Annotated in this window: 15 protein-coding genes and 1 riboswitch; of the genes, 8 read left to right on the top strand and 7 right to left on the bottom strand. The window is 67.4% G+C overall.

Going from position 1 to position 19,184, the window contains the following annotated elements:
* Window positions 1–56: 56 nt before the first annotated feature.
* From AC3ANW_RS20955 to AC3ANW_RS20965, 3 genes are read right to left on the bottom strand one after another with little or no spacing between them, the layout of a single operon-like run.
* Window positions 57–2,336, bottom strand: a complete 2,280-nt coding sequence (locus AC3ANW_RS20955; protein WP_488342756.1) for a xanthine dehydrogenase family protein molybdopterin-binding subunit — start codon at window positions 2,334–2,336, stop codon at window positions 57–59.
* A 13-nt stretch (window positions 2,337–2,349) separates the two neighbouring features.
* On the bottom strand, window positions 2,350–3,000 hold the full coding sequence (locus tag AC3ANW_RS20960) for an isochorismatase family protein (protein WP_488342757.1): 651 nt from the start codon (window positions 2,998–3,000) through the stop codon (window positions 2,350–2,352).
* A 13-nt stretch (window positions 3,001–3,013) separates the two neighbouring features.
* Window positions 3,014–4,090: a 2,5-dihydroxypyridine 5,6-dioxygenase NicX family protein gene (locus tag AC3ANW_RS20965; RefSeq protein ID WP_488342758.1), complete on the bottom strand. Its 1,077-nt coding sequence runs from the start codon at window positions 4,088–4,090 to the stop codon at window positions 3,014–3,016.
* A gap of 266 nt (window positions 4,091–4,356) precedes the next feature.
* On the opposite strand from AC3ANW_RS20965, the gene AC3ANW_RS20970 reads away from it, so the two are divergent.
* The 3 genes from AC3ANW_RS20970 to AC3ANW_RS20980 are packed head-to-tail and all read left to right on the top strand — an operon-like array spanning window position 4,357 to window position 8,860.
* Window positions 4,357–5,511 carry an FAD-dependent monooxygenase gene (locus AC3ANW_RS20970; RefSeq protein WP_488342759.1) on the top strand — a complete coding sequence of 385 codons (1,155 nt, stop codon included), beginning with the start codon at window positions 4,357–4,359 and terminating at the stop codon, window positions 5,509–5,511.
* 23 nt (window positions 5,512–5,534) lie between these two features.
* Window positions 5,535–6,053, top strand: a complete 519-nt coding sequence (locus AC3ANW_RS20975; RefSeq protein WP_488342760.1) for a (2Fe-2S)-binding protein — start codon at window positions 5,535–5,537, stop codon at window positions 6,051–6,053.
* On the top strand, window positions 6,050–8,860 hold the full coding sequence (locus tag AC3ANW_RS20980; RefSeq protein ID WP_488342761.1) for a c-type cytochrome: 2,811 nt from the start codon (window positions 6,050–6,052) through the stop codon (window positions 8,858–8,860). The genes AC3ANW_RS20975 and AC3ANW_RS20980 overlap by 4 nt, the downstream gene beginning before the upstream one ends.
* 19 nt (window positions 8,861–8,879) lie before the next feature.
* Here AC3ANW_RS20980 and metH read toward each other — a convergent pair whose 3' ends face one another.
* Complete coding sequence (gene metH / locus AC3ANW_RS20985) at window positions 8,880–11,597, bottom strand: methionine synthase (protein ID WP_488345478.1); 2,718 nt, start codon at window positions 11,595–11,597, stop codon at window positions 8,880–8,882.
* 64 nt (window positions 11,598–11,661) lie between these two features.
* Window positions 11,662–11,748, bottom strand: a riboswitch (S-adenosyl-L-homocysteine riboswitch).
* A gap of 107 nt (window positions 11,749–11,855) precedes the next feature.
* Here metH and AC3ANW_RS20990 point away from each other — a divergent pair.
* Window positions 11,856–12,917: a pirin family protein gene (locus AC3ANW_RS20990; RefSeq protein ID WP_488342762.1), complete on the top strand. Its 1,062-nt coding sequence runs from the start codon at window positions 11,856–11,858 to the stop codon at window positions 12,915–12,917.
* Window positions 12,918–12,922: 5 nt separating this feature from the next.
* On the opposite strand, the gene yjjJ is transcribed toward AC3ANW_RS20990, so the two are convergent.
* Window positions 12,923–14,227 (bottom strand): type II toxin-antitoxin system HipA family toxin YjjJ, encoded by a 1,305-nt coding sequence (yjjJ, locus tag AC3ANW_RS20995; protein ID WP_488342763.1) that lies wholly within the window; start codon window positions 14,225–14,227, stop codon window positions 12,923–12,925.
* Between the two features lie 187 nt (window positions 14,228–14,414).
* On the opposite strand from yjjJ, the gene AC3ANW_RS21000 reads away from it, so the two are divergent.
* The 4 genes from AC3ANW_RS21000 to AC3ANW_RS21015 all read left to right on the top strand — a co-directional run bounded on the left by AC3ANW_RS21000 (window position 14,415) and on the right by AC3ANW_RS21015 (window position 16,938).
* A complete protein-coding gene (locus AC3ANW_RS21000; RefSeq protein ID WP_488342764.1) occupies window positions 14,415–14,891 on the top strand; it encodes an FKBP-type peptidyl-prolyl cis-trans isomerase in 477 nt (158 codons plus the stop codon).
* A gap of 24 nt (window positions 14,892–14,915) precedes the next feature.
* Window positions 14,916–15,266, top strand: a complete 351-nt coding sequence (locus AC3ANW_RS21005; protein ID WP_488342765.1) for a stress response translation initiation inhibitor YciH — start codon at window positions 14,916–14,918, stop codon at window positions 15,264–15,266.
* Window positions 15,263–15,421: a hypothetical protein gene (locus AC3ANW_RS21010; protein ID WP_488342766.1), complete on the top strand. Its 159-nt coding sequence runs from the start codon at window positions 15,263–15,265 to the stop codon at window positions 15,419–15,421. The genes AC3ANW_RS21005 and AC3ANW_RS21010 overlap by 4 nt, the downstream gene beginning before the upstream one ends.
* Before the next feature lie 170 nt (window positions 15,422–15,591).
* Complete coding sequence (locus AC3ANW_RS21015) at window positions 15,592–16,938, top strand: PAS domain-containing protein (protein WP_488342767.1); 1,347 nt, start codon at window positions 15,592–15,594, stop codon at window positions 16,936–16,938.
* Between the two features lie 5 nt (window positions 16,939–16,943).
* Here the strand turns inward: AC3ANW_RS21015 and AC3ANW_RS21020 are convergent, their stop codons facing one another.
* The gene (locus tag AC3ANW_RS21020; protein ID WP_488342768.1) at window positions 16,944–17,585 is read right to left on the bottom strand and encodes a general secretion pathway protein GspB; all 642 of its coding nucleotides are present in this window, start codon (window positions 17,583–17,585) and stop codon (window positions 16,944–16,946) included.
* Window positions 17,586–17,592: 7 nt separating this feature from the next.
* Complete coding sequence (locus tag AC3ANW_RS21025; protein ID WP_488342769.1) at window positions 17,593–19,158, bottom strand: ExeA family protein; 1,566 nt, start codon at window positions 19,156–19,158, stop codon at window positions 17,593–17,595.
* Window positions 19,159–19,184 lie beyond the last annotated feature (26 nt).

Here is a 19,184-nt window from a genome sequence, read left to right on the forward strand (position 1 = left end):
CTTTTTAAGTTAAATGATTAATGAGAGTATCAAAAATCATGCTTTCCGCAAGCTGCTCAGCCGTTTGCGATGGTTTGCCGCACCCGCTCCCTCAAAAACGGCGCCTCATAAAACCTTCTCCCCACCGCATCGAACAACGCATTCGCAATAGCCGCAGGCCCCGGCACCGAAGCCGACTCCCCGCCCCCCATCGGCGCACAGTCCTGCCGGTCCATCAGCAGCACCTCGATCTCCGGCACATCCCCGAACTTGGCAATCGGATACCCGCCCCACTCCCGGCTCGTAACCCCCTGGCTATCGAACCCGACCCGCTCCATCAGCGTGCGGCTCAGCGTCTGGATGACGTTGCCGTGGATCTGGTGCCGCACGCCGTCCGGGTTGACGACCATTCCCGTGTCCTGCCCTACCACGATGCGGTCGATGCGGATGCGTCCGCTGACGGCCTCCACGCTCAGGTCGACCACCCAGCAGGCCCAGGCCGCGCCGAAACCAGGGAACCGGCTGTGCACATAACGGGCGTAGCCGATGCCCCGGCCGCGCAGCATTCCGTCCGCGCCGACCCGGCCCCGGCTGCCGGGGGTGGATGGCTTCCAGCCCGCTTTTGCCGCGGTGGCCTGGATGAGGTCGATGGCCCGCTGGTCGTCCAGATGCCGCACGCGGAACTCCACCGCATCGGCCCCGGCCGCATGGGCCAGTTCATCGACCATGCAGTCGTGTGCGAACGAGTTGGGCAGGGCCGACACGCCGCGCAGCCACGACGACCGCACCAGGGGCGCCATGTCGTGGCAGACGACTCGCTGATGCGGGTAGCGATAAGGCGGCGCGGCGGTGCGGTCGCCCATCTCTAGCGTGCGGGGCTGGTTGCTGGCTCTTCCCGTGAGCAATGACGCCAGCAGCGGCGCGTCGTTGGACGGGTATCGCACGGCGAAGTCGTAGGCCAGCAGGTTGCCGCCCGCATCCGTCGCGGCCTGCACGTCGACCAGCTGGCCGGTGCCCTTGGGTTCCCACTGGTGTTCCTGTTCGCGGGTCAGCTGCAGCCGCACCGGCGCGCCTGTCGCCATGGCCAGCAGGGCGGCGTCGGCGCAGACGTCGTCGGCGCAGTTGCGGCCGTAGCAGCCGGCGGCCTCCAGGCGGACGATCTCGATGTTGGCCTCGCCGATCTGCAGCAGTTTGTCGAGGTCGGTGCGCAGCATGTGCGGGTTCTGGGTGCCGGCCCATACCGTCAGTCGGCCGTCGTCGAAACGGGCGACGGCACACGACGGGCCGATGGACGCATGCATCTGGTACGGCCACACATAACTGCGTTTCAGGTGGTGGGCGGCCTGGGGCCAGGCGGCCGTGGTGTCGCCCTGGTCGATGAGCAGGCGCTGGGTGGACGGCTGCTGGCGGATGGCCTGTTCGATATCGCCCAGGTCGGGGCCGGGGGGCACGGATTTCCAGCGGACCTTCAGGGCGCGCATGGCGGCGATGGCCTGCTCTTCGCGGTCGGCCACCACACCGATGAAGTCGCCCTGCTGCACCACCGCCACGTTGCCGGGCAGGTGGGCGACGGACTGGCGATCCACCTCGATCAGGCAATGGCCGATGAAGTCGCCGCCGTCACGGCCCGGGTGCGGCGGGCGGACGACCCGGCCGTGGCGCATGCCGGGCATTCGCACGTCGTGCACGAAGGTCAGCCGGCCAGTGGCCTTGGCGGGGATGTCGACACGTGCGGCACCCTGGCCGACGACCCGATAGGCGGATGCGGGTTTGAGGGCCACGTCCTGGTCGGACAGGGCCAGCGGCAATTGCACGCTGACGCCGCGCAGCAGTTCGCCGTAATGCAGGCGGCGGGTGTCGGCAGGGTTCTTGAAGACCACCTCGCCATCCCGCGCCAGCAGCCCGGAAGCCGGCACCGACCAGCGTTGCGCTGCCAGCCCCAGCAGATGCTCGCGCGCCTGGGCGGCGGCACGGCGCAGGGGCACGGCCGATATCTGGATGCTGGCGCTGGCGATGGTCGGGCCCTGGTTGGGCGCGGACCCGGTGTGGCCCAGCACCATCTGCAGCCTTGCCAGCGGCACCTCCAGTTCTTCCGCGACGATCTGCGCCAGGGCGGTGCGGATGCCGGTGCCCAGGTCCACATGGCCGTTGAAGGCGGTGGCCGACCAGCCGGGGGGTGCGTCCGTCGCCGAGACGGCGATGAAGATCTCCGGCGTGGCCTGCGCGTAGTCGGTGGCCGTGCCGGGTTGGCCGGGTGCGGGCCTGGGCGGCGCGGCTGCGGGGCGCACCACCAGCAAGGTGTCCGGCTGCGCCAGCAACTGCCGGTGCAGGGCTTGCGGCAGCGGCTGCGACGTCATGGGTCGGCCCGTGTCAGGCGGCGGCTTGGTGAGCGGTGATGTCCGCGATGGCCTGGTCCAGCGGCAAAACGGATGCGTACTTCTGCGCCATGTCGAACAGGTTGGCTTCATGCGGCCCGATGGCCCGGTCGCCGCAGCAGTCGGACACCACCAGCGGGCGGAAACCGGCCTGCATGGCGTCGACCACACTCGCCCGCACGCAGCCGCTGGTGACGCAGCCGGCGACCGCCAGGGTCTGCACGCCACGCTGGGCCAGCCAGGCGGCCAGCATGGTGCCGAAGAAGGCCGAAGGTGTGCTCTTTCGGACGACGTATTCGCCCTTTGCCGGGGCCAGCTCGGGGACGATGGCGCTGTTGTGGCTGTCTTCCTTCAGCGTCAGCATGCCGGGCACCTTGATGCAGAAGATGTTGCTGTCGGCGTCGTCGTCGGAAAACACGATGCGGCTGTGGGCCACCGGCCAGCCTTGTGCGCGGGCGTGGGCCAGCAGCTTTTCCGTCCGGGCGATGGCTTGCGGAATGTTGCCGCCGCCGAAGACGGCCGGGTCCTTGAAGCCGTTGACGAAGTCGACGATGAGCAGGCCGAACGGGGCCTTGAGCGGCAGCGGTGTGCCGAAACCCTGGCGGGCATAGGCGGAGATGTCGCCCGGGGCGGTGGTCTGGGTCATGGGTTTGTCTCGCTCAGCTTCCGAGGATCTTGCGGCGCGCCGCGTGGGCCAGGCCGGCCGCGTCCTGCACCACGCCGTCGATGACGGTCGGTTCGCCGTCCAGCGACACGCTGCAGCGACGCAGCGGCATGTCGATGTGGCAGGCGGTGGTGCGGCTGCCGCCGGCTTCGTTGTTGGGGCCCATGGACCAGAGGAAGTTGCCTTCGAAGGCGCGGGCGTCCATGCCGATGTGCGACTCCTTGTCGTACTGGCCCAGCATCGCCCAGCTGGCGCGCGGCTGCAGGCCCCAGCCCAGGTGCGACACGGCATAGGCCTCCGGGTCTTCGTAGGTGGCCATGTATTCCTTCAGGATGTCCGCCTGCAGGCCACCGTCGATGCGGCGCACGTAGCCGTCGCGGATGGTGAAGCGGATGGCGTCGGTGACGTATTCCTTCATGGGCAGGATGATGTCGCCGCGGTCGAGCACGACGGTGCCGTTGCTCCTGCCTTCGTCCGGCCAGGTGAGCACGAAACCGCTGGGCCAGTGGTCCCAGCGGCCGGGCTGGTCGACAAAACCGTATTCGCGGATGGCCGGGAAGGTGCCCAGCGAAGCGCGCAGGTCGGTGCCGGCGGCGGAGGTGATGTGCATCTCCTTCGATGCCTCGATGCGCCTGGACGCGGCGGTGACACGGGCCTGGTCTTCTTCGGTGGGGGTGAGGCGCACCAGCACTTCGGGCGGCTCCACGGCCAGCAATATCTTCGTGCCGCCGGCGAGGATTTCATGCTGCTCGGGAGAGAACAGCAGGGTCATCAGGTCCAGCACCAGGTCGCTGGCTTTCAGGGCGGCTATGGCCGCCGGGTTGCCGGTCAGCGGCGTGGTGCCCAGGTAGGCCAGCGAGTCGCGGCTGAGCGACTTTTCTCCGTTCACCGGCAGCAGGTCTAGCCGGTTCAGGCGGGCCCCCATGTCGGCGCAGGCGGTGATGGCGCAGCGCAGGGTCTGCGGATGCGTGTCGGCGCCGGTAAGGATGGTCACCACCTGGCCGGGCTGCAGCTTCGACAGCTGCAGCACTCGTTTCCAGGCATGGATCAAATCATGATCGCTGACGGACATGGCGGTTCCCGTTGAGTGTGTGCGCTGCATTCTTGCAACAAGCGGGCCAGCTGGCAAAGCGGGGGGATCAGCGTTTACCCCAAAGTCGTGCATTTAGTGCTCGCCTCTGTCGCGCATTGCCGGATGTAATGCACGCCAGTGGTGCCGGCCAAGCCCGTGGGCAACGGAATTAATAGAGCGTATGCACTCGATACCTGTGTTTTTGACGTCGGCACGGAACCTGCGACGGCTTTCTGCATTTCAATCATTCGCGCCAGGAGAGACCCGTGTCCAATTCCCCACGTATCGCCGTCGTCGGCGCCGGCCTTGGCGGCGCGGCGGCTGCATCCTTGTTGCTCCAGCAGGGTTTCAACGTCCGGGTGTACGAGCAGTCGGCGTCGTTCTCGCGCATCGGTGCGGGTATCCACGTGGGGCCGAACGTGATGAAGATCCTGCGCCGCATCGGCATCGAGGACGCGCTGAACGAACAGGGATCGCACCCGGACTACTGGTACAGCCGCCACTGGCGCACTGGCGATGTGATGGCGCAGATTCCGCTGGGCGATCACGCGGTGAAAACCTACGGCGCCAGCTACCTCACGGTGCACCGTGGCGACTTCCATGCCCTGCTGATCAAGGCCCTGCCCGACAGCGTGATGGCCTATGGCAAACACCTGACGCGGGTCGAAGACCGGGGAGAGGTGGTGCTGCTGCACTTTGCCGACGGCACCAGTGAAGAGGCCGACATCGTGATCGGCGCGGACGGCGTCGATTCGCGCATCCGCGAGGCGCTGCTCGGGCCGGAGCTGCCGAAGTACGCGGGTTATCTGGCGCACCGCGCGGTGTTCCCCACGCCCGAGGTCAAGGCCGGCATGCTGCCCTTCGATGCCTGCGTCAAGTGGTGGGGCGAAGACCGCCACCTGATGACTTATTTCGTCACCAGCAAGCAGGACGAGCTGTATTACGTGACCGGTGTGCCGGTCGAGAAGTGGGACCTGAAGGACCGCTGGCTGCCGAGCAGCAGGGAAGAGATGCGCGAGACCTTCGCCGGCTGGCATCCGACCATTCAATCGCTGATCGACCACACGGTCGAGGTCACCAAGTGGTCGCTGCTGGAACGCGACCCGCTGCCGCTGTGGAGCCGCGGCCGGCTGGTGCTGCTCGGCGATGCCTGCCACCCCATGAAACCCCACATGGCGCAGGGCGCCGCCATGGCGATAGAAGACGGCGCCATGCTGGCCCGCTGCCTGAAACAGGTCGGTGCAGAGAACCACGAGCTGGCATTCGCGCTGTACGAGGCCAACCGCGCCGAGCGGGCAAGCAAGGTGCAGAAGATCTCGCACGACAACACCTGGCTGATGACCGACGAAGACCCGTCCTGGTGTTTCGGTTACGACGTCTTCAACGTGCCCTTGAAGGAACCCAAGGTGACGGTCGCATAGGTCGGATAAGTCAGACTGGCTCCATGGACAACCGCAGCACCACGCCGACAGCCCTGCCCTTGCGGGTGAACGGCGCTGCGTGCGAGGTGACCGTGGCGTCGCAGACGGCGCTGCTGCATGTGCTGCGGAACGACCTGGAACTGAACAGCCCCAAGTACGGCTGCGGGCTGGGCGAATGCGGTGCCTGCACGGTGCTGATCGACGGGGTGGCGGCGCGTTCCTGTGTGATCCCCGTGGCCGCAGCCGCGGGCCGGCAGGTGACGACCCTGGAGGGGCTGGGCACGCTGCAGTCTCCCGGGCCGACACAGCAGGCTTTCATCGACTGCCAGGCGGCCCAGTGCGGCTACTGCCTGAACGGAATGATCATGACGGTGGAGGCCCTGCTGCGCCGGCATCCGCATGCGACGGAGCAAGAGTTGCGCAGCGAGTTGCAGCACAACCTCTGCCGTTGCGGAACCCATGTGGAGATCATGCAGGCGGCCTTGCGGGCGGCTGAATTGCACCGCATGCGGGCCGTCGAACAGGCCAGGGCGCGGGCATGAACCTGCCGGTGCCGGTCGCCCTGCCCGACGGCCTGCTGTGGGGCCGCACGGTGCGGCCGCCGCAGCCGGGCTGGGACGGGCGGCGCTACGTGGGGCCGACGCTGGCAAGCTCGCGGCGGGCGGCCGTGGATGCCCAGGCCGGTGTGGTGGCAGTGGTGCAGAAAGGGCAGTTCCTGGGAGTCGTTGCCATGTCGGCGCTGTATGCGCGGCAGGCGGCGGCGGACCTGTCGCCGGAGTGGCTGGCGGGTGGCGAGAAACGTCTGCCGCACGGGACGGACGCGGGGCCTTCGGACTACCGCTGGGATCTGCCGCAAGCGTCGACCGGCACGGCAGCGCAGGTCGCCGTGTGGTGCCTTCAAGGACATGTCAGCGTGTGGATTCCCGCGTGTTCGGCAGACGTGCGGGCGGGCTTGCGGCTGGAGCTTTCCCAGCTGCTGTCGGTAGCGCCGCAGAACATTCAATACGCCGAATTGGCAGGTGCGTCGGCCGGGCCTGGACTGGACCTGATGGACACGGTGGCGGATGCGGCCCTGCTGTCGTCGGCGGTCGGGCGGCCAGTGGCGATGGCGCTGCCGGCCCATGCGGCCGAGGGCACGGCGCTGGTGTTGCGAGCCTTGCCGGCCCCTGCACGGACCGCCGTCGCCGAGCGCGCCGCCGCGCCGCCGGGTTTGCCCACGCTGCACTCCGATTCGCCCTGGTCCGTGCGGCCGAGCATCGCCCGGCTCCTGAGCCAGCCGGCCGCTGTCGCGCTTTCGTTCGCTTCCGCGGTGGCGGACGGGCTGATCCTGGGCGGCGGCTCGAACCTGGCGCTGACCGGTGCGGATGTCGAAACACTCGACTCCGCACAGGTCTTCGCACAAGAGAGCCTGTGGTTCGAACAGGCAGTGGCGCGTGGCGAAGACCCGCTGGCCTGGCGGCTGCGCCACCTGCCCGCGGGCACCGGCGCAGCGCTTGCCCGGCGGGTGAACGACAGCGCCGCCGAGCCATTGCCTCCCGCCGTGGACGGCAGCCTGCGCGGGCGCGGTTTTGCCACCGCCCGCACCGAACACACCACCGAGGACGGCCGACCCGAAATCCGCTGGAGCGCCTGGGTGGCGGAGGTCGCGGTGCATCCGTCCACCGGCCAGGTCGATGTGCTGCGGGTGGTCGCCGGCCAGGACAGCGAAAACCTGCGGCCCGCCCGGCCTGCGGATGTCGCCCGGCAGATCGTGGCAGAGAACCCGCTGCTGCTGGCCGACACCCGCCACCTGTTCGCCAGCGCGGATGCCTTCGACGAATGGAAGAGCCCGGCCGGGGCAAACGGGCCGGTGGGCGACATCACCACACACACTGCGCAGACCGCCGTCGCCCACGGCCAGCTGCGCGCCGACGGCGTTCTGACCCTGCCCGCCGCGGCGGCCATCGCCAACGCGATCCACGACGCGACCGGCGTGCGGCTGCGGCAGGTGCCCTTCGACCGCGAGCAACTGCGGCTGCAACTGGCGGGTACCCGGACTGAAAAATCCGCCGGTTTGCCGGGCCGTGCTTCGACCTGGCTGGCCATCGGCGCGGCGGGCATCGCCGGCATGATCGGCACCGCATGGCCGGCCAAATCCGCCCTGCCGTTGACCTCCGGCCCCGACGTTTCCCTGTATTCGACCCAAGCCGTCGAACGCGGCCGGCTGGTGGCTGCGGCGGGCGATTGCGTGGTCTGCCACACGGCGCCCGGCGGCAAGGCCAATGCGGGCGGGCTTGGACTGGAAACGCCGTTCGGCACGGTGTATTCGACCAACATCACACCCGACCCGGAGACCGGCATCGGCCGCTGGTCTTACGCTGCCTTCGAACGCGCCATGCGCCACGGCATCCACCAGGACGGGCGTCAGCTGTATCCGGCTTTCCCGTACACCGCATTCGCGAAGATGAGCGACGGCGATATCCAGTCGCTGTACGCCTACCTGATGTCGCAGCCCGCGACGGCAATGAAGGCACCCGAAACCAGGCTGTCCTTCCCCTACAACCTGCGCCCTGCGATGGCCGGATGGAACCTGCTGTTCCATGACGCCACGCCTTTCAAGGCCGACCCGGCACGCACCGCCGAATGGAACCGGGGTGCCTACCTGGTCGAAGGCGCTGGCCACTGTTCGGCCTGCCATTCGCCGCGAAACGCCCTCGGCGCGGAGAAGACAGACCTGAATAACCACCTGGGCGGTGGCGAGGTGGAGGGCTGGAACGCACCGCCACTGAACGATCTGGCCGGCGGCAGGACGCCGTGGAGCCGCGACACGCTGCAGCAATACCTGCGCACCGGTTTTTCACCGAAACACGGCGTGGCGGCGGGCCCGATGGCGCCTGTCGTCCAGGGCCTGGCCGAACTTCCGGAGAGCGATATCGGCGCCATGGCGACCTATCTGCTGAACCTGCCGGGGACTGCCCGGCCCTTGCCAATCGTGGCCACCGCACCGGACACCACCAGCGCTCCCACCGCCCTGCGCCACCTGAACGGCGAACGCATTTACCAGAACGCCTGCGCGGTCTGCCACGAAGCCGGCAGCGGCCCCACCCTGTTCGGCATCAAACCCGACCTGGCGGCCAACACCAACCTGCAATCCGCGACGCCGGACAACCTGGTCCAGACCATCCTCCACGGCATCCAGAACCCGGCCAACGGCGATCTGGGCTACATGCCGGGTTTCAAGGACAGCCTGGACGACGGCCAGATCGACGACCTGGTGGCCTATCTGCGCCAGCGGTTCGCGCCGGATGAAAAACCCTGGCCGGATGCCGTGAAGAACATCCGCGGCATCCGGGCGCAGGCGCACCGCTGAAGGCCGCGCCGGCCTTCGCTCAACCCAGGTTCGGCGCCAGCATCCGCGCCACGTCGGCCTCTTCCAGCCCGCGCCGCTCGGCCATGTCGAAGACCTGGTCCTCGCCGATCTTGCCGACGTTGAAGTACTGGCTGTCGGGGTGCGCCAGGTAGAAACCGCTGACGCTGGCGGCCGGTGTCATGGCCAGGGATTCGGTCAGGCCCATGCCGATTTCCTCGCAGCGCAGCACCTCGAACATGGCGGCCTTGACGCTGTGGTCCGGGCAGGCCGGGTAACCGGGCGCGGGACGGATGCCGCGGTAGTCTTCCTTCACCAGTTCTTCCACCGACAGGGCCTCGTCGGGCGCATAGCCCCACAGGTCCTTGCGCACCCGCTCGTGCAGGTATTCGGCAAAGGCTTCGGCCAGGCGGTCGGCCAGGGCCTTCAGCATGATGGCGCTGTAGTCGTCCAGGTCGTCGGTGAAGAACTTCTCCTTCTTCTCGACGCCCAGCCCGGCAGTGACGGCGAACATGCCGACGTAGTCCTGCCGGCCGCTGCCCTTCGGTGCGACGAAATCGCTCAGGCAGCGGCTGGGGCGCATCACGCCTTCGACGGCGTGTTTCTCGGTCTGCTGGCGCATGCCGTACCAGGTCAGCGCGGCCTCGCTCCGCGTCTCGTCGGTGTACAGCACGATGTCGTCTTCATGCTCGGTATTGGCGGGCCAGAAACCCATCACCGCGCTGGCCTGCAGCCAGCGGCCTTCGATCAGTCGCTTGAGCATGCGCTGGCCATCGGCATAGACCCGCACGGCTTCGGTGCCGACGACTTCGTCCTTCAGGATCTGCGGGAACGGGCCGGCCAGGTCCCAGGTCTGGAAGAACGGACCCCAGTCGATGTACTTCGCCAGCTCGGTCAGGTCGAAATTCTTGAAGACCCGGCGGCCGATGAACTTGGGTTTCGGCGGCGTGTAAACCGCCCAGTCGACCGGAGTCCTGTTGGCGCGAGCCTTGCTCAGCGGCCACATCGGCGTCTGCTTGCGGTTGGCGTGCTGCAGGCGCACCTTGTCGTAGTCCGCGTTGATCTCGGCGATGTATTGCGTGGCCTGGTCGGACAGCAGGCTCTGCGCCACGCTCACGCTGCGCGAGGCGTCGGGCACGTAGACGACGGGGCCTTCGTAGTGCGGCGCGATCTTCACCGCCGTATGCACCCGGCTGGTGGTGGCGCCGCCGATCAGCAGCGGGATGCGGGCCGTGCGGAAATGCGGGTCCTTCTGCATTTCGCCGGCGACGTATTGCATCTCTTCCAGGCTTGGCGTGATGAGGCCACTGAGGCCGACGATGTCCGCGCCCTCGGCCTTGGCACGCGCCAGGATCTCGTGGCAGGGCACCATCACGCCCATGTTCACCACCTCGAAGTTGTTGCACTGCAAGACCACGGTGACGATGTTCTTGCCGATGTCGTGCACATCGCCCTTCACCGTGGCGATGATGATCTTGCCCTTGCTGCGCACGTCGCGGCCGGCGGCTTCGTCCAGGCGCTTTTCTTCCTCGATGTAGGGCAGCAGGTGGGCCACGGCGGACTTCATCACCCGGGCCGACTTGACCACCTGGGGCAGGAACATCTTGCCGGCGCCGAACAGGTCGCCGACCACGTTCATGCCGTCCATCAGCGGACCTTCGATGACATGCAGCGGACGGCCGCCCTTGGCCAGGATCGCGCGGTAGGCGACTTCGGTGTCTTCGACGATGAAGTCGGTGATGCCGTGCACCAACGCATGGGTCAGGCGCTGTTCGACTGTCGTCGGGTTGTCCGCGGTGCCGCGCCATTCGAGCTTCCGGCTCTCGTCCTTGGCGCCGCTCTTCGCGGTTTCCGCCACTTCGACCAGGCGCTCGCCGGCATCGGGCCGGCGGTTGAGCACCACGTCCTCGACCCGCTCGCGCAGGACGGGTTCGAGGTCGTCGTACACACCCACCATGCCGGCGTTGACGATGCCCATGTCCATGCCCGCCTGGATGGCGTGGTACAGGAAGACGGTGTGGATCGCCTCGCGGACCGGGTCGTTGCCGCGGAAGCTGAAGCTGACGTTCGAAACACCGCCCGACACCTTGGCGCCGGGCAGGTTGGCCTTGATCCAGCGCACCGATTCGATGAAATCGACGGCGTAGTTGTTGTGTTCCTCGATGCCGGTGGCGACGGCGAAGATGTTGGGGTCGAAGATGATGTCCTCGGGTGGGAAACCCACCTCGTCGACCAGGATGCGGTAGGCCCTTTCGCAGATCTCGACCTTGCGTTCGTAGGTGTCCGCCTGGCCTTTTTCGTCGAAGGCCATCACCACCGCGGCGGCGCCGTAGCGGCGCACCAGCTTGGCCTGGTGGCGGAACGCGTCTTCGCCTTCCTTCATGCTGATCGAGTTGACGATGCCCTTGCCCTGCACGCAGCGCAGGCCGGCCTCGATGACGTCCCACTTGCTGCTGTCGACCATGATCGGCACACGCGCGATGTCGGGCTCGGAAGCGATCAGGTTCAAGAACCGGACCATCGCCGCCTTGCTGTCCAGCATGGCTTCGTCCATGTTGACGTCGATCACCTGTGCGCCGTTCTCGACCTGCTGGCGGGCCACCGCCAGGGCCTGTTCGAACTCGCCGTTCAGGATCATGCGGGCGAAGGCCTTGGAGCCGGTGACGTTGGTGCGCTCGCCCACGTTGACGAACAGCGAACCCTCGCCGATCAGCACCGGCTCCAGGCCGGAGAGTTTCATCGAGGGAACGGGAAGGGCAGCGGGATGGGCGGAGGACGACATGGGGCTCACCTGGTTTGCGCAGTGCAGGTGAGCGTCGTTGCCTGTGGGGGAACGGTTGTCCGAGCCTGACGGGGGCTGAAAGGCCGCCGCTGCAACGCTCCTCGGAAACAGCGGGGATTTTAACGGCCCTGACGGCCAAGGCTTCGGCGATGCGGTTGAATTCAGGGCTTACACGCCACAACTGGTGGCTTGCCGAAGCAGAAAGCCGAGAACCCCATGTCCACCATCGAACCGTCCACCGACACAGCCAATGCCGTACGCGCCGTGCGCCCGCTCGGTGCCCCGCCGTGGGAAACCGCAGACCCGTTCCTGTTCTGCGTCCACCATGACGACGAATATCCGCGTGCCAACGGCAGCATGGGGCCGGACGCATCGCTGGCCGGCCGTGCCATCGGCCAGGACTTCAGTCGCAAGGATGGCTGGAGCATGTACCACGGGCAGAAGGTGCCGGGCTTTCCGGCACATCCGCACCGGGGTTTCGAAACCGTGACCATCGTGCGGCGCGGGCTGATCGACCATGCCGATTCGCTGGGCGCCGCAGCACGTTTCGGCCGGGGCGATACGCAGTGGCTGACGGCGGGCGACGGTGTGGTGCATTCGGAGATGTTTCCGCTGCTGGACGATGCCCAGCCGAATCCGCTTGAACTGTTCCAGATCTGGCTCAACCTGCCGGGCAGCAGCAAACGATCGCCGGCCCACTTCACCATGCTGTGGGGCCCGGACATCCCCAGCCTGTTCGCCGCCGACGACGCCGGCCGCAAGACCGAGGTTTCGGTGATCGCCGGTGCGCTGGCAGGCGCGGCCGCACCGCTGTCGCCGCCGCCCGATTCGTGGGCTTCGCAGCCCGAGGCGGATGTCGCCATCTGGACCATCCGCATGGAACCCGGCGCGCGCTGGACGCTGCCTGCCGCGGCCAGCGCCGCGACGGATCGGCGCCTGTATTTCTTCGCCGGCAAGGGCCTGCAGGTCGCCGGCCGGCTGCTCCAGGGCAGTTCGGTGGCGGAATTGCGCGGCGAGCTTTCCGCTGAACTGGTCAACACCGGCAACGAGGTCGTCGAATGCCTGCTGCTGCAGGGCAGACCGATCGGCGAGAAGGTGGTGCAGTACGGCCCCTTCGTGATGAACAGCGAGGCCGAGATCCACGAAACGCTGGCCGACTACCGCCGCACCCAGTTCGGTGGCTGGCCCTGGCCCGATGAATCGCCCACCCACGGGCGCGACCCGGCGCGTTTCGCGCGGCATGTGGACGGGCGGCGCGAAACGCCCGCCGCCAACTGACCCGCCTAGGCGATCACTTCGCAATTGGCCGCCGCAATGGCCCGGAAGCCGGGCGATATGCGCTCGTCGGCCGCGGCGGCGTCCCAGAAATTACGGGCCAGTTCCAGCGCCCTCGGCCACTGTTCCAGGGTGTCGACGGTCGGCCTGGGTCGTCGAGCGGCGAAATCCTGCGGCACCAGTTCGCCGCCGATGGGCGCATAGAGCATGGGCAGCATGTCGTAGGTGGGCGACAGCGCCCAGTCGTCGCCTTCGATCAGCAGCGAGATGTTGCCGTAGTGGCGATCGGTGTTGCCGATGAGCATGCCGTAGGCCTCGAGCAGCCGCAGATGGTCGGCATCGCCGGGGCGCAGCAGGCGGCGGCTGTCCATGCGCTGGGCCGTGGCGGCCCAGTTGTCGATGTTGCCGATGTATTCGGAGTCGTAAGCCAGAAGCGACACCATGCCGATGCGGCCGGCCGCCGTGCGGTCGAACCGCTCGGATTCGAGGAACACCCGGCCGGCACGCACCACGATGCGGGTGACGGCTGCCGGCAGGCCGCCGGCGCTGAGATTGGCCAGCGCCAGGTGTTCGCAGACCAGCAGGTCGCGCACCCGCTGGTCGACCGGTGAATCGGTGGCCGGCGAGAACTTCACCAGCACGTCGCGGCCGGCCAGCCGGACACAGAACTTGGGTTGTTCTCCACCCGCCGACGAACCCGGCAATGTGCCGGACATGGCGCGTTCGGCCAGCGCCGGATATTCGTCTTCGGACGCGGCGCGAACGACCCTTTCGTCCAGCGAATGGAAACGCTGGAAGGCCGGGTCGCCGACGATGAGGTTGCCCGGCAGGTCGTCGCCGAACAGCACCAGCGCGCGCAACACGTCGTCGTCGTTCCATTGGCGCGGGTCGTTGCCCTGGCCGAGGTCCGGGTGCGCATTGGCGAAGGTGCGGCCGAGGAAGCCTTGCGGACGCATGTCGGACAGGAACCAGGGCAGGCCGTCGTGGCGCTGGTGCACGCCGGCGGCTTCGTCGACCCAGGTGGCGCCGCCTTCCAGCGGGATCATCTGCGCGAACGGGTGGGCGATGCCGTGTTCGTCGATGCGCACCACCGGCACCTGGTCGCCGACATCCTTCACCCGGCGCGGCAGCAGGTAACGCTGGCTGCGGGCCGCGCCCACCTTTCGCACCCTGCCGGCCGCCACCAGTGGCTGTAGCGCGCGCGAAATGGTCGGCTGGCTGGCGCGCAACTGCTTCTGCAGGTCGGCGCTTGACAGCACTCCGCCGCCCTGGCGCAGCGCCTGAAAGATCTGGTCGGCAAGTACGGAAGCCATATTCTTGAATGCTATCTTGAATAGATAAATATAGTTAATTATTCTTATAAATCAACAAGTCACGACTGTAATTGCCGGCAATACTGAATAGATATTTTTTCCGCTTCCAGGCTTTGCACCCGCGGGCTTTTCGATGACCGGGGGTTTGGCGGGACAATTGCAGCATCCAATCCTGATACCTGAACTCATGAAAATCGCCAAAGACACGGTCGTCACCCTTCGTTTCACCGTCGCCGACGCCACCGGCAAACAGCTCGACAAGAGCAGCGAACCCATGGCCTACCTGCACGGCGGCTACGGCAACACCTTCGAGAAGATCGAAGCCGCCCTGGAAGGCCAGGAAGCCGGGTTTGCCACCACCCTGGCGCTGGAGCCGGCGGACGCCTTCGGCGAGCGCGACGAATCCCTGGTCCGCACCATCCCGAAGAGCGATTTCCCGCCAGGCGTGAAAGTGGGCGGCCAGCTGCGCGGTGTCGGAGAAGACGGCGAAGAAGCGGTGTTTCGTGTGGTCAAGATCAAGGGCGCCGAAGTGCTGCTCGACGGCAACCATGTCTATGCCGGCAAACCGCTGCGTTTCTCGCTGAAGGTCGAAAGCGTGCGTGCCGCCAGCGCCGAAGAACTGTCCCACGGCCATGTGCACGGCGAACACGGCCACCATCACTGATCCCTTGCGCTGAAAGCTGAACGGATGGCACTCGTCTATTCGACCGAAACCGGGCGCACCTGCCCCGACTGCCGCCAGCCTCTGGCCTCGTGCAGTTGCCGTGCGCAGGCGGCGGCTGCAGCACAGCGCGGTAGCGGCACGGTGCGGCTGTCGTATGAAACCAAGGGCCGCGCCGGCAAGGGCGTGACGGTGGTCAAGGGCCTGGCCCTGGAAGCCGAAGCGCTGGCGCAACTGGGCAAGACCCTGCGTACCGCTTGCGGTGCCGGAGGCGCGGTGAAAGAAGGCGGCACGCTCGAAGTCCAGGGCGACCACCGCGACACCGCCGCCAAACTGCTCGAAAAGCACGGCATAGCCTTCAAGCGGGCGGGTGGATGAAACGCGCCATCCTCCTGTCCGTGCCGCTGCTGCTGGCCGGCCTGCTGGCGGGCTGCGCGGCGAAGGAATATCCGGTGCGCGACGACCACGATCACACACCCGGCCCGGCTCTTATGCCCCTGAGTCCGCCGCAGTCCGACACCGACGGCGGCTGACGCGCATCTGACCCGGCCATCGATTGCGTGATGGATTTGCGGTTCGACTCAATGCGTTGCGTCGAAGCAGCGGCTTATGGACGCGATTGTTTTTTTCTACCCCTTTTGAGGGATAGACCGGTAATGTCACGAGTCGGCACAAATTGTTGCCGCTATTGGTCACACCTCCCATGAAGCAGTCAAAAGCAAAATCGCAGGGCGTACTGGGCTCCCTGCTGAACGCGCGGGCCATGCGCCGTCAACTCGACGCCCTGTATCACAACCAGGCCGTGATCGAGTTCAGCCCTTCCGGCGAGATCCTGGCGGCCAACGAGAATTTCGAGCGAACCATCGGCTATTCGCTGGCGCAGCTCAAGGGCAGGCACCACCGCATGCTGATGGACCCGGATGACGCGCAGCAACCCGAATACCAGCGCTTCTGGGCCCGATTGCAGGCCGGCGAGGCTTTTGTGGGCCGCTGCCGGCGCATCAAGGGCAATGGCGACGACATCTGGCTGCAAGCCAACTACAGCCCGGTGAAGCGGGCGGACGGGAGCGTCGAACGCATCGTCAAGTACGCCATGGACATCACCGCCCAGGCACTGAGCGATGCCGAGGCGCAGAGCCAGCTGCTGGCCATCAGCCGTGCGCAGGCGGTGATCGAGTTCACACTGGACGGCACCATCCTGCGGGCCAACCGCAATTTCCTCGACGCCATGGGTTATGCCGACGAGAAAGAAATCATCGGCAGGCACCACGGCATCTTCGTGCAGCCGGAAGAACGCCAGTCGGCGGGTTATGCAGCGTTCTGGCGCGACCTCGCGTCCGGCAAGTTCCACCACGGCCAATTCTGCCGACGCGGCCGTGCCGGCAACGAGGTGTGGATCGAGGCCAGCTACAACCCGGTGATGGACGAAACCGGCCGGCCATTCAAGGTCGTGAAGTACGCGACGGACATCACCAAACGATTCGAGGCCACCCGCACGCTGCAGGCCGCTTTCGAGCAGCTGACGTCGCTGGTCGCCCAGAGCGCCAGCCAGGCGCATAACGCCCACGAACAGACGCGGCTGGTACTGGCGGCAGCGCTCGAAGGGACCGTTGCGACCGCACGTGCGGTGGCGACCATGGGCGAAATTCGTGGCGATTCGCAGCGCATCGCCGAGATCGTCGGGCTGATCGACGGGATCGCCTTCCAGACCAATCTGCTGGCGCTGAATGCCGCGGTGGAGGCGGCGCGGGCCGGTGAGCAGGGCCGCGGGTTCGCCGTGGTGGCAGGGGAGGTTCGGACGCTGTCCCAGCGCAGCGCCGGGGCGGCGCAGGAGATCAAGGCCCTGATCGCGGCTTCATCGCAGCGGGTGCAGGAAGGAGACCGGCATGTTCAGGCCAGCGGGAAGGTGATGCAGGGCATCGAGGCTTCGGTCACCGAAGTCTCGAACATCATGGAAGGGATCGTCGATGCCGCGCAGACGCAGCATGCGCGGATGGGCGTGGTGCATCAGGCGATGGGGCTGCTCGAGGCGGCTGTCGTGCGCAGCTGACTGGTTCAATACCCCTGGGCCCACCGCTGTCCCATCCCCTTGAAAACCACCTGCCGGGGCGCGATCGACTCCAGCACGATACCGTGGGCCGCCTCATCCCCCTCATGCAGGACCTGCCCGTTGACGATCACCATCCGATAAGCAGGATCCGCCGAATAACTGGCCCCCGACACGGCAAGCGAAGGCAGTTGCTGCCGTACCGCAGGCGGCAGTTCCTGCAGCGCCTGCACCCTCGTCGGGTCTGTTGAAGCTACCGGTATGGCCGGAGCCGGAGCAGCCGGCGGTGGCGCAGGAGGCAGCTTGACGACCTCCACCTTCCTGGGCGCCACAACAGCCGCCGGCGCAACCGGCTCGACTGCCGGGGCAGGCGCGGGCGCGGGCACAGGTGCAGGAGAAAGCGCAGGTACGGGCGCAGCAGGCACCACAGCCATCACCGCAGGCACATCCGCCTGCGGCCAATGCCACCAGGCAGCGACACCGCCAGCGAAGGCCGCCCCGGCCAGCACGGACAACAGGATCACCGGTGTACGCGACCCACCCGCCGGCATGGCAGCAGGCACCATCGCCTGCGGCGTATGGAGGCCAGGCACATTGCCACGTTCACGCTCGGCGTCGGCCCGCCGCAGGGCATCAAGAATCAGGGACATGGGAACCTCAGGGATGCAGCAGGCGCGGTTCGTCCAGGCCGCTGGCCCGGTTGAGTCGCATGGCGGTCAGCGGGCCGGCGCGGCCGTCGGGCGGCAGGCCTTGCGCCACCTGGAAGCGGGCGATGCGCTCACTGCGCGAAAGGCCGGCGGGCAGGCCGGGCAGCACACGGGCAAGGCGGGCGTCGGTCGCCTCGGCGGTGGTGTCGGGGTCGCGCCAGAAGGTCACCAGGTCTCCACGCCATCCCACGGCCAGCGTGCCGATGGCGATCCGCCGAGGTTTGCCGTCGATCTCCAGCGTGGCATGGGTGGCGTCCAGGCCGCGCAGCACCGCATAGGCCGGACGGCCGGCAATGTTCAGCACCAGCACCGCCGGACGGTCGAGCTGGCGCAGTAGGTCGAGTCCTGCGCCGCGGGCGCGGAAGCAGGGCAGGTCTTGCCGGGCCGTGGTAGCGCAGACAGCCGCGTTTTCCGGCACCTGCACACCCCAGGCCGGGGCCAGCAGGCGCAGTGCGGCGTCTTCGCTGCGGGGCAGTTGCGGCAGGACGTCCGACAGGTCGGTCGCCGTAACTGCGGCCGACAGGTCGCCGCCGGCCTTCAGGGCGTTGCCGACCACCGGCTCCCGCGCAGGCGATGCCGGCGGGGCGGCAGCGACGGTCGCGGGCGGCAGGTTCTGCCAGACCGCGAAAGCCGCCACCGCCAGCAACACCGCGGCCACGGCCGCCACGCCCGTCCTGCGACGCGGCCGGGCTGCCGGACCGGTGTCGAAAACCTCGCGGGCCGCCCGCTCGACCGTCCGGGCATCGACCTGCCGCACACCGGCCGCATAAGCGCCCAGCAACGCCCGGTCGCACAGCAGGTTGATGCGGCGCGGCACGCCGCCGGTCAGGGCCTGGATGCGTTTCAAGGCACGGCGGTCGAAGGGCGGCGGGCCGTTCCAGCCGGCCACCGCCAGCCGATGGCCGACATAGGCACCGGTTTCCTGAGGCGACAGTGCGTCGAGGTGAAAACGCGCCACCACCCTCTGTGCCAGCTGCTCCAGCGAGGGCTGCGCCAGCAAGGTGCGCAACTCGGGCTGGCCGATCAGCACGATCTGCAGCAGCTTGCGTTCGGATGTTTCCAGGTTGGTCAGCAGGCGCAGCTGTTCCAGCACGTCGGCCGACAGGTTCTGCGCCTCGTCGACCACCAGCACCGCATGCCGGCCGGCGGCGTGCGATGCCAGCAGGAAAGCGTTCAGCGGGTCGATGCAGTCCTTGACCGTCTCGACCGGGCCGGCTGCCGCATGGGGCACGCCGAATTCGTCGTTGATGGTGCGCAGCAGTTCCAGTGCGCTCTGTTTGGGGTTGAACACATAGGCGACATCGCAGTCGGCCGGCATCTGCTCCAGGAAGGCCCGGCAGATGGTGGTCTTGCCGGTGCCGATCTCGCCGGTCAGCAGCACGAACCCGCCGCCGGCGCGCAAGCCGTAGAGCAGATGGGCGAGCGCCTCGCGATGGCGCTCGCTCATGAAGAGGTAACGCGGATCGGGAGCGATGGAAAACGGCGCGTGCTGCAGGCCGAAGGCTGATGCGTACATGGAGGCGGCGAGCATAACCAGGCGAC

The sequence above is a fragment of the Xylophilus sp. PBN-3R genome (assembly GCF_057747805.1).

Bases quoted from the DNA above. Each gene is read 5' to 3' on its own strand.
- AC3ANW_RS20960 (WP_488342757.1), bottom strand. From the start codon at position 3,000: ATGACCCAGACCACCGCCCCGGGCGACATCTCCGCCTATGCCCGCCAG.
- AC3ANW_RS20955 (WP_488342756.1), bottom strand. From the start codon at position 2,336: ATGACGTCGCAGCCGCTGCCGCAAGCCCTGCACCGGCAGTTGCTGGCG.
- AC3ANW_RS20980 (WP_488342761.1), top strand. From the start codon at position 6,050: ATGAACCTGCCGGTGCCGGTCGCCCTGCCCGACGGCCTGCTGTGGGGC.
- AC3ANW_RS21000 (WP_488342764.1), top strand. From the start codon at position 14,415: ATGAAAATCGCCAAAGACACGGTCGTCACCCTTCGTTTCACCGTCGCC.
- AC3ANW_RS20990 (WP_488342762.1), top strand. From the start codon at position 11,856: ATGTCCACCATCGAACCGTCCACCGACACAGCCAATGCCGTACGCGCC.
- metH (WP_488345478.1), bottom strand. From the start codon at position 11,597: ATGAAACTCTCCGGCCTGGAGCCGGTGCTGATCGGCGAGGGTTCGCTG.
- AC3ANW_RS20975 (WP_488342760.1), top strand. From the start codon at position 5,535: ATGGACAACCGCAGCACCACGCCGACAGCCCTGCCCTTGCGGGTGAAC.
- AC3ANW_RS21015 (WP_488342767.1), top strand. From the start codon at position 15,592: ATGAAGCAGTCAAAAGCAAAATCGCAGGGCGTACTGGGCTCCCTGCTG.
- AC3ANW_RS20965 (WP_488342758.1), bottom strand. From the start codon at position 4,090: ATGTCCGTCAGCGATCATGATTTGATCCATGCCTGGAAACGAGTGCTG.
- AC3ANW_RS21020 (WP_488342768.1), bottom strand. From the start codon at position 17,585: ATGTCCCTGATTCTTGATGCCCTGCGGCGGGCCGACGCCGAGCGTGAA.
- AC3ANW_RS21010 (WP_488342766.1), top strand. From the start codon at position 15,263: ATGAAACGCGCCATCCTCCTGTCCGTGCCGCTGCTGCTGGCCGGCCTG.
- yjjJ (WP_488342763.1), bottom strand. From the start codon at position 14,227: ATGGCTTCCGTACTTGCCGACCAGATCTTTCAGGCGCTGCGCCAGGGC.
- AC3ANW_RS21005 (WP_488342765.1), top strand. From the start codon at position 14,916: ATGGCACTCGTCTATTCGACCGAAACCGGGCGCACCTGCCCCGACTGC.
- AC3ANW_RS21025 (WP_488342769.1), bottom strand. From the start codon at position 19,158: ATGTACGCATCAGCCTTCGGCCTGCAGCACGCGCCGTTTTCCATCGCT.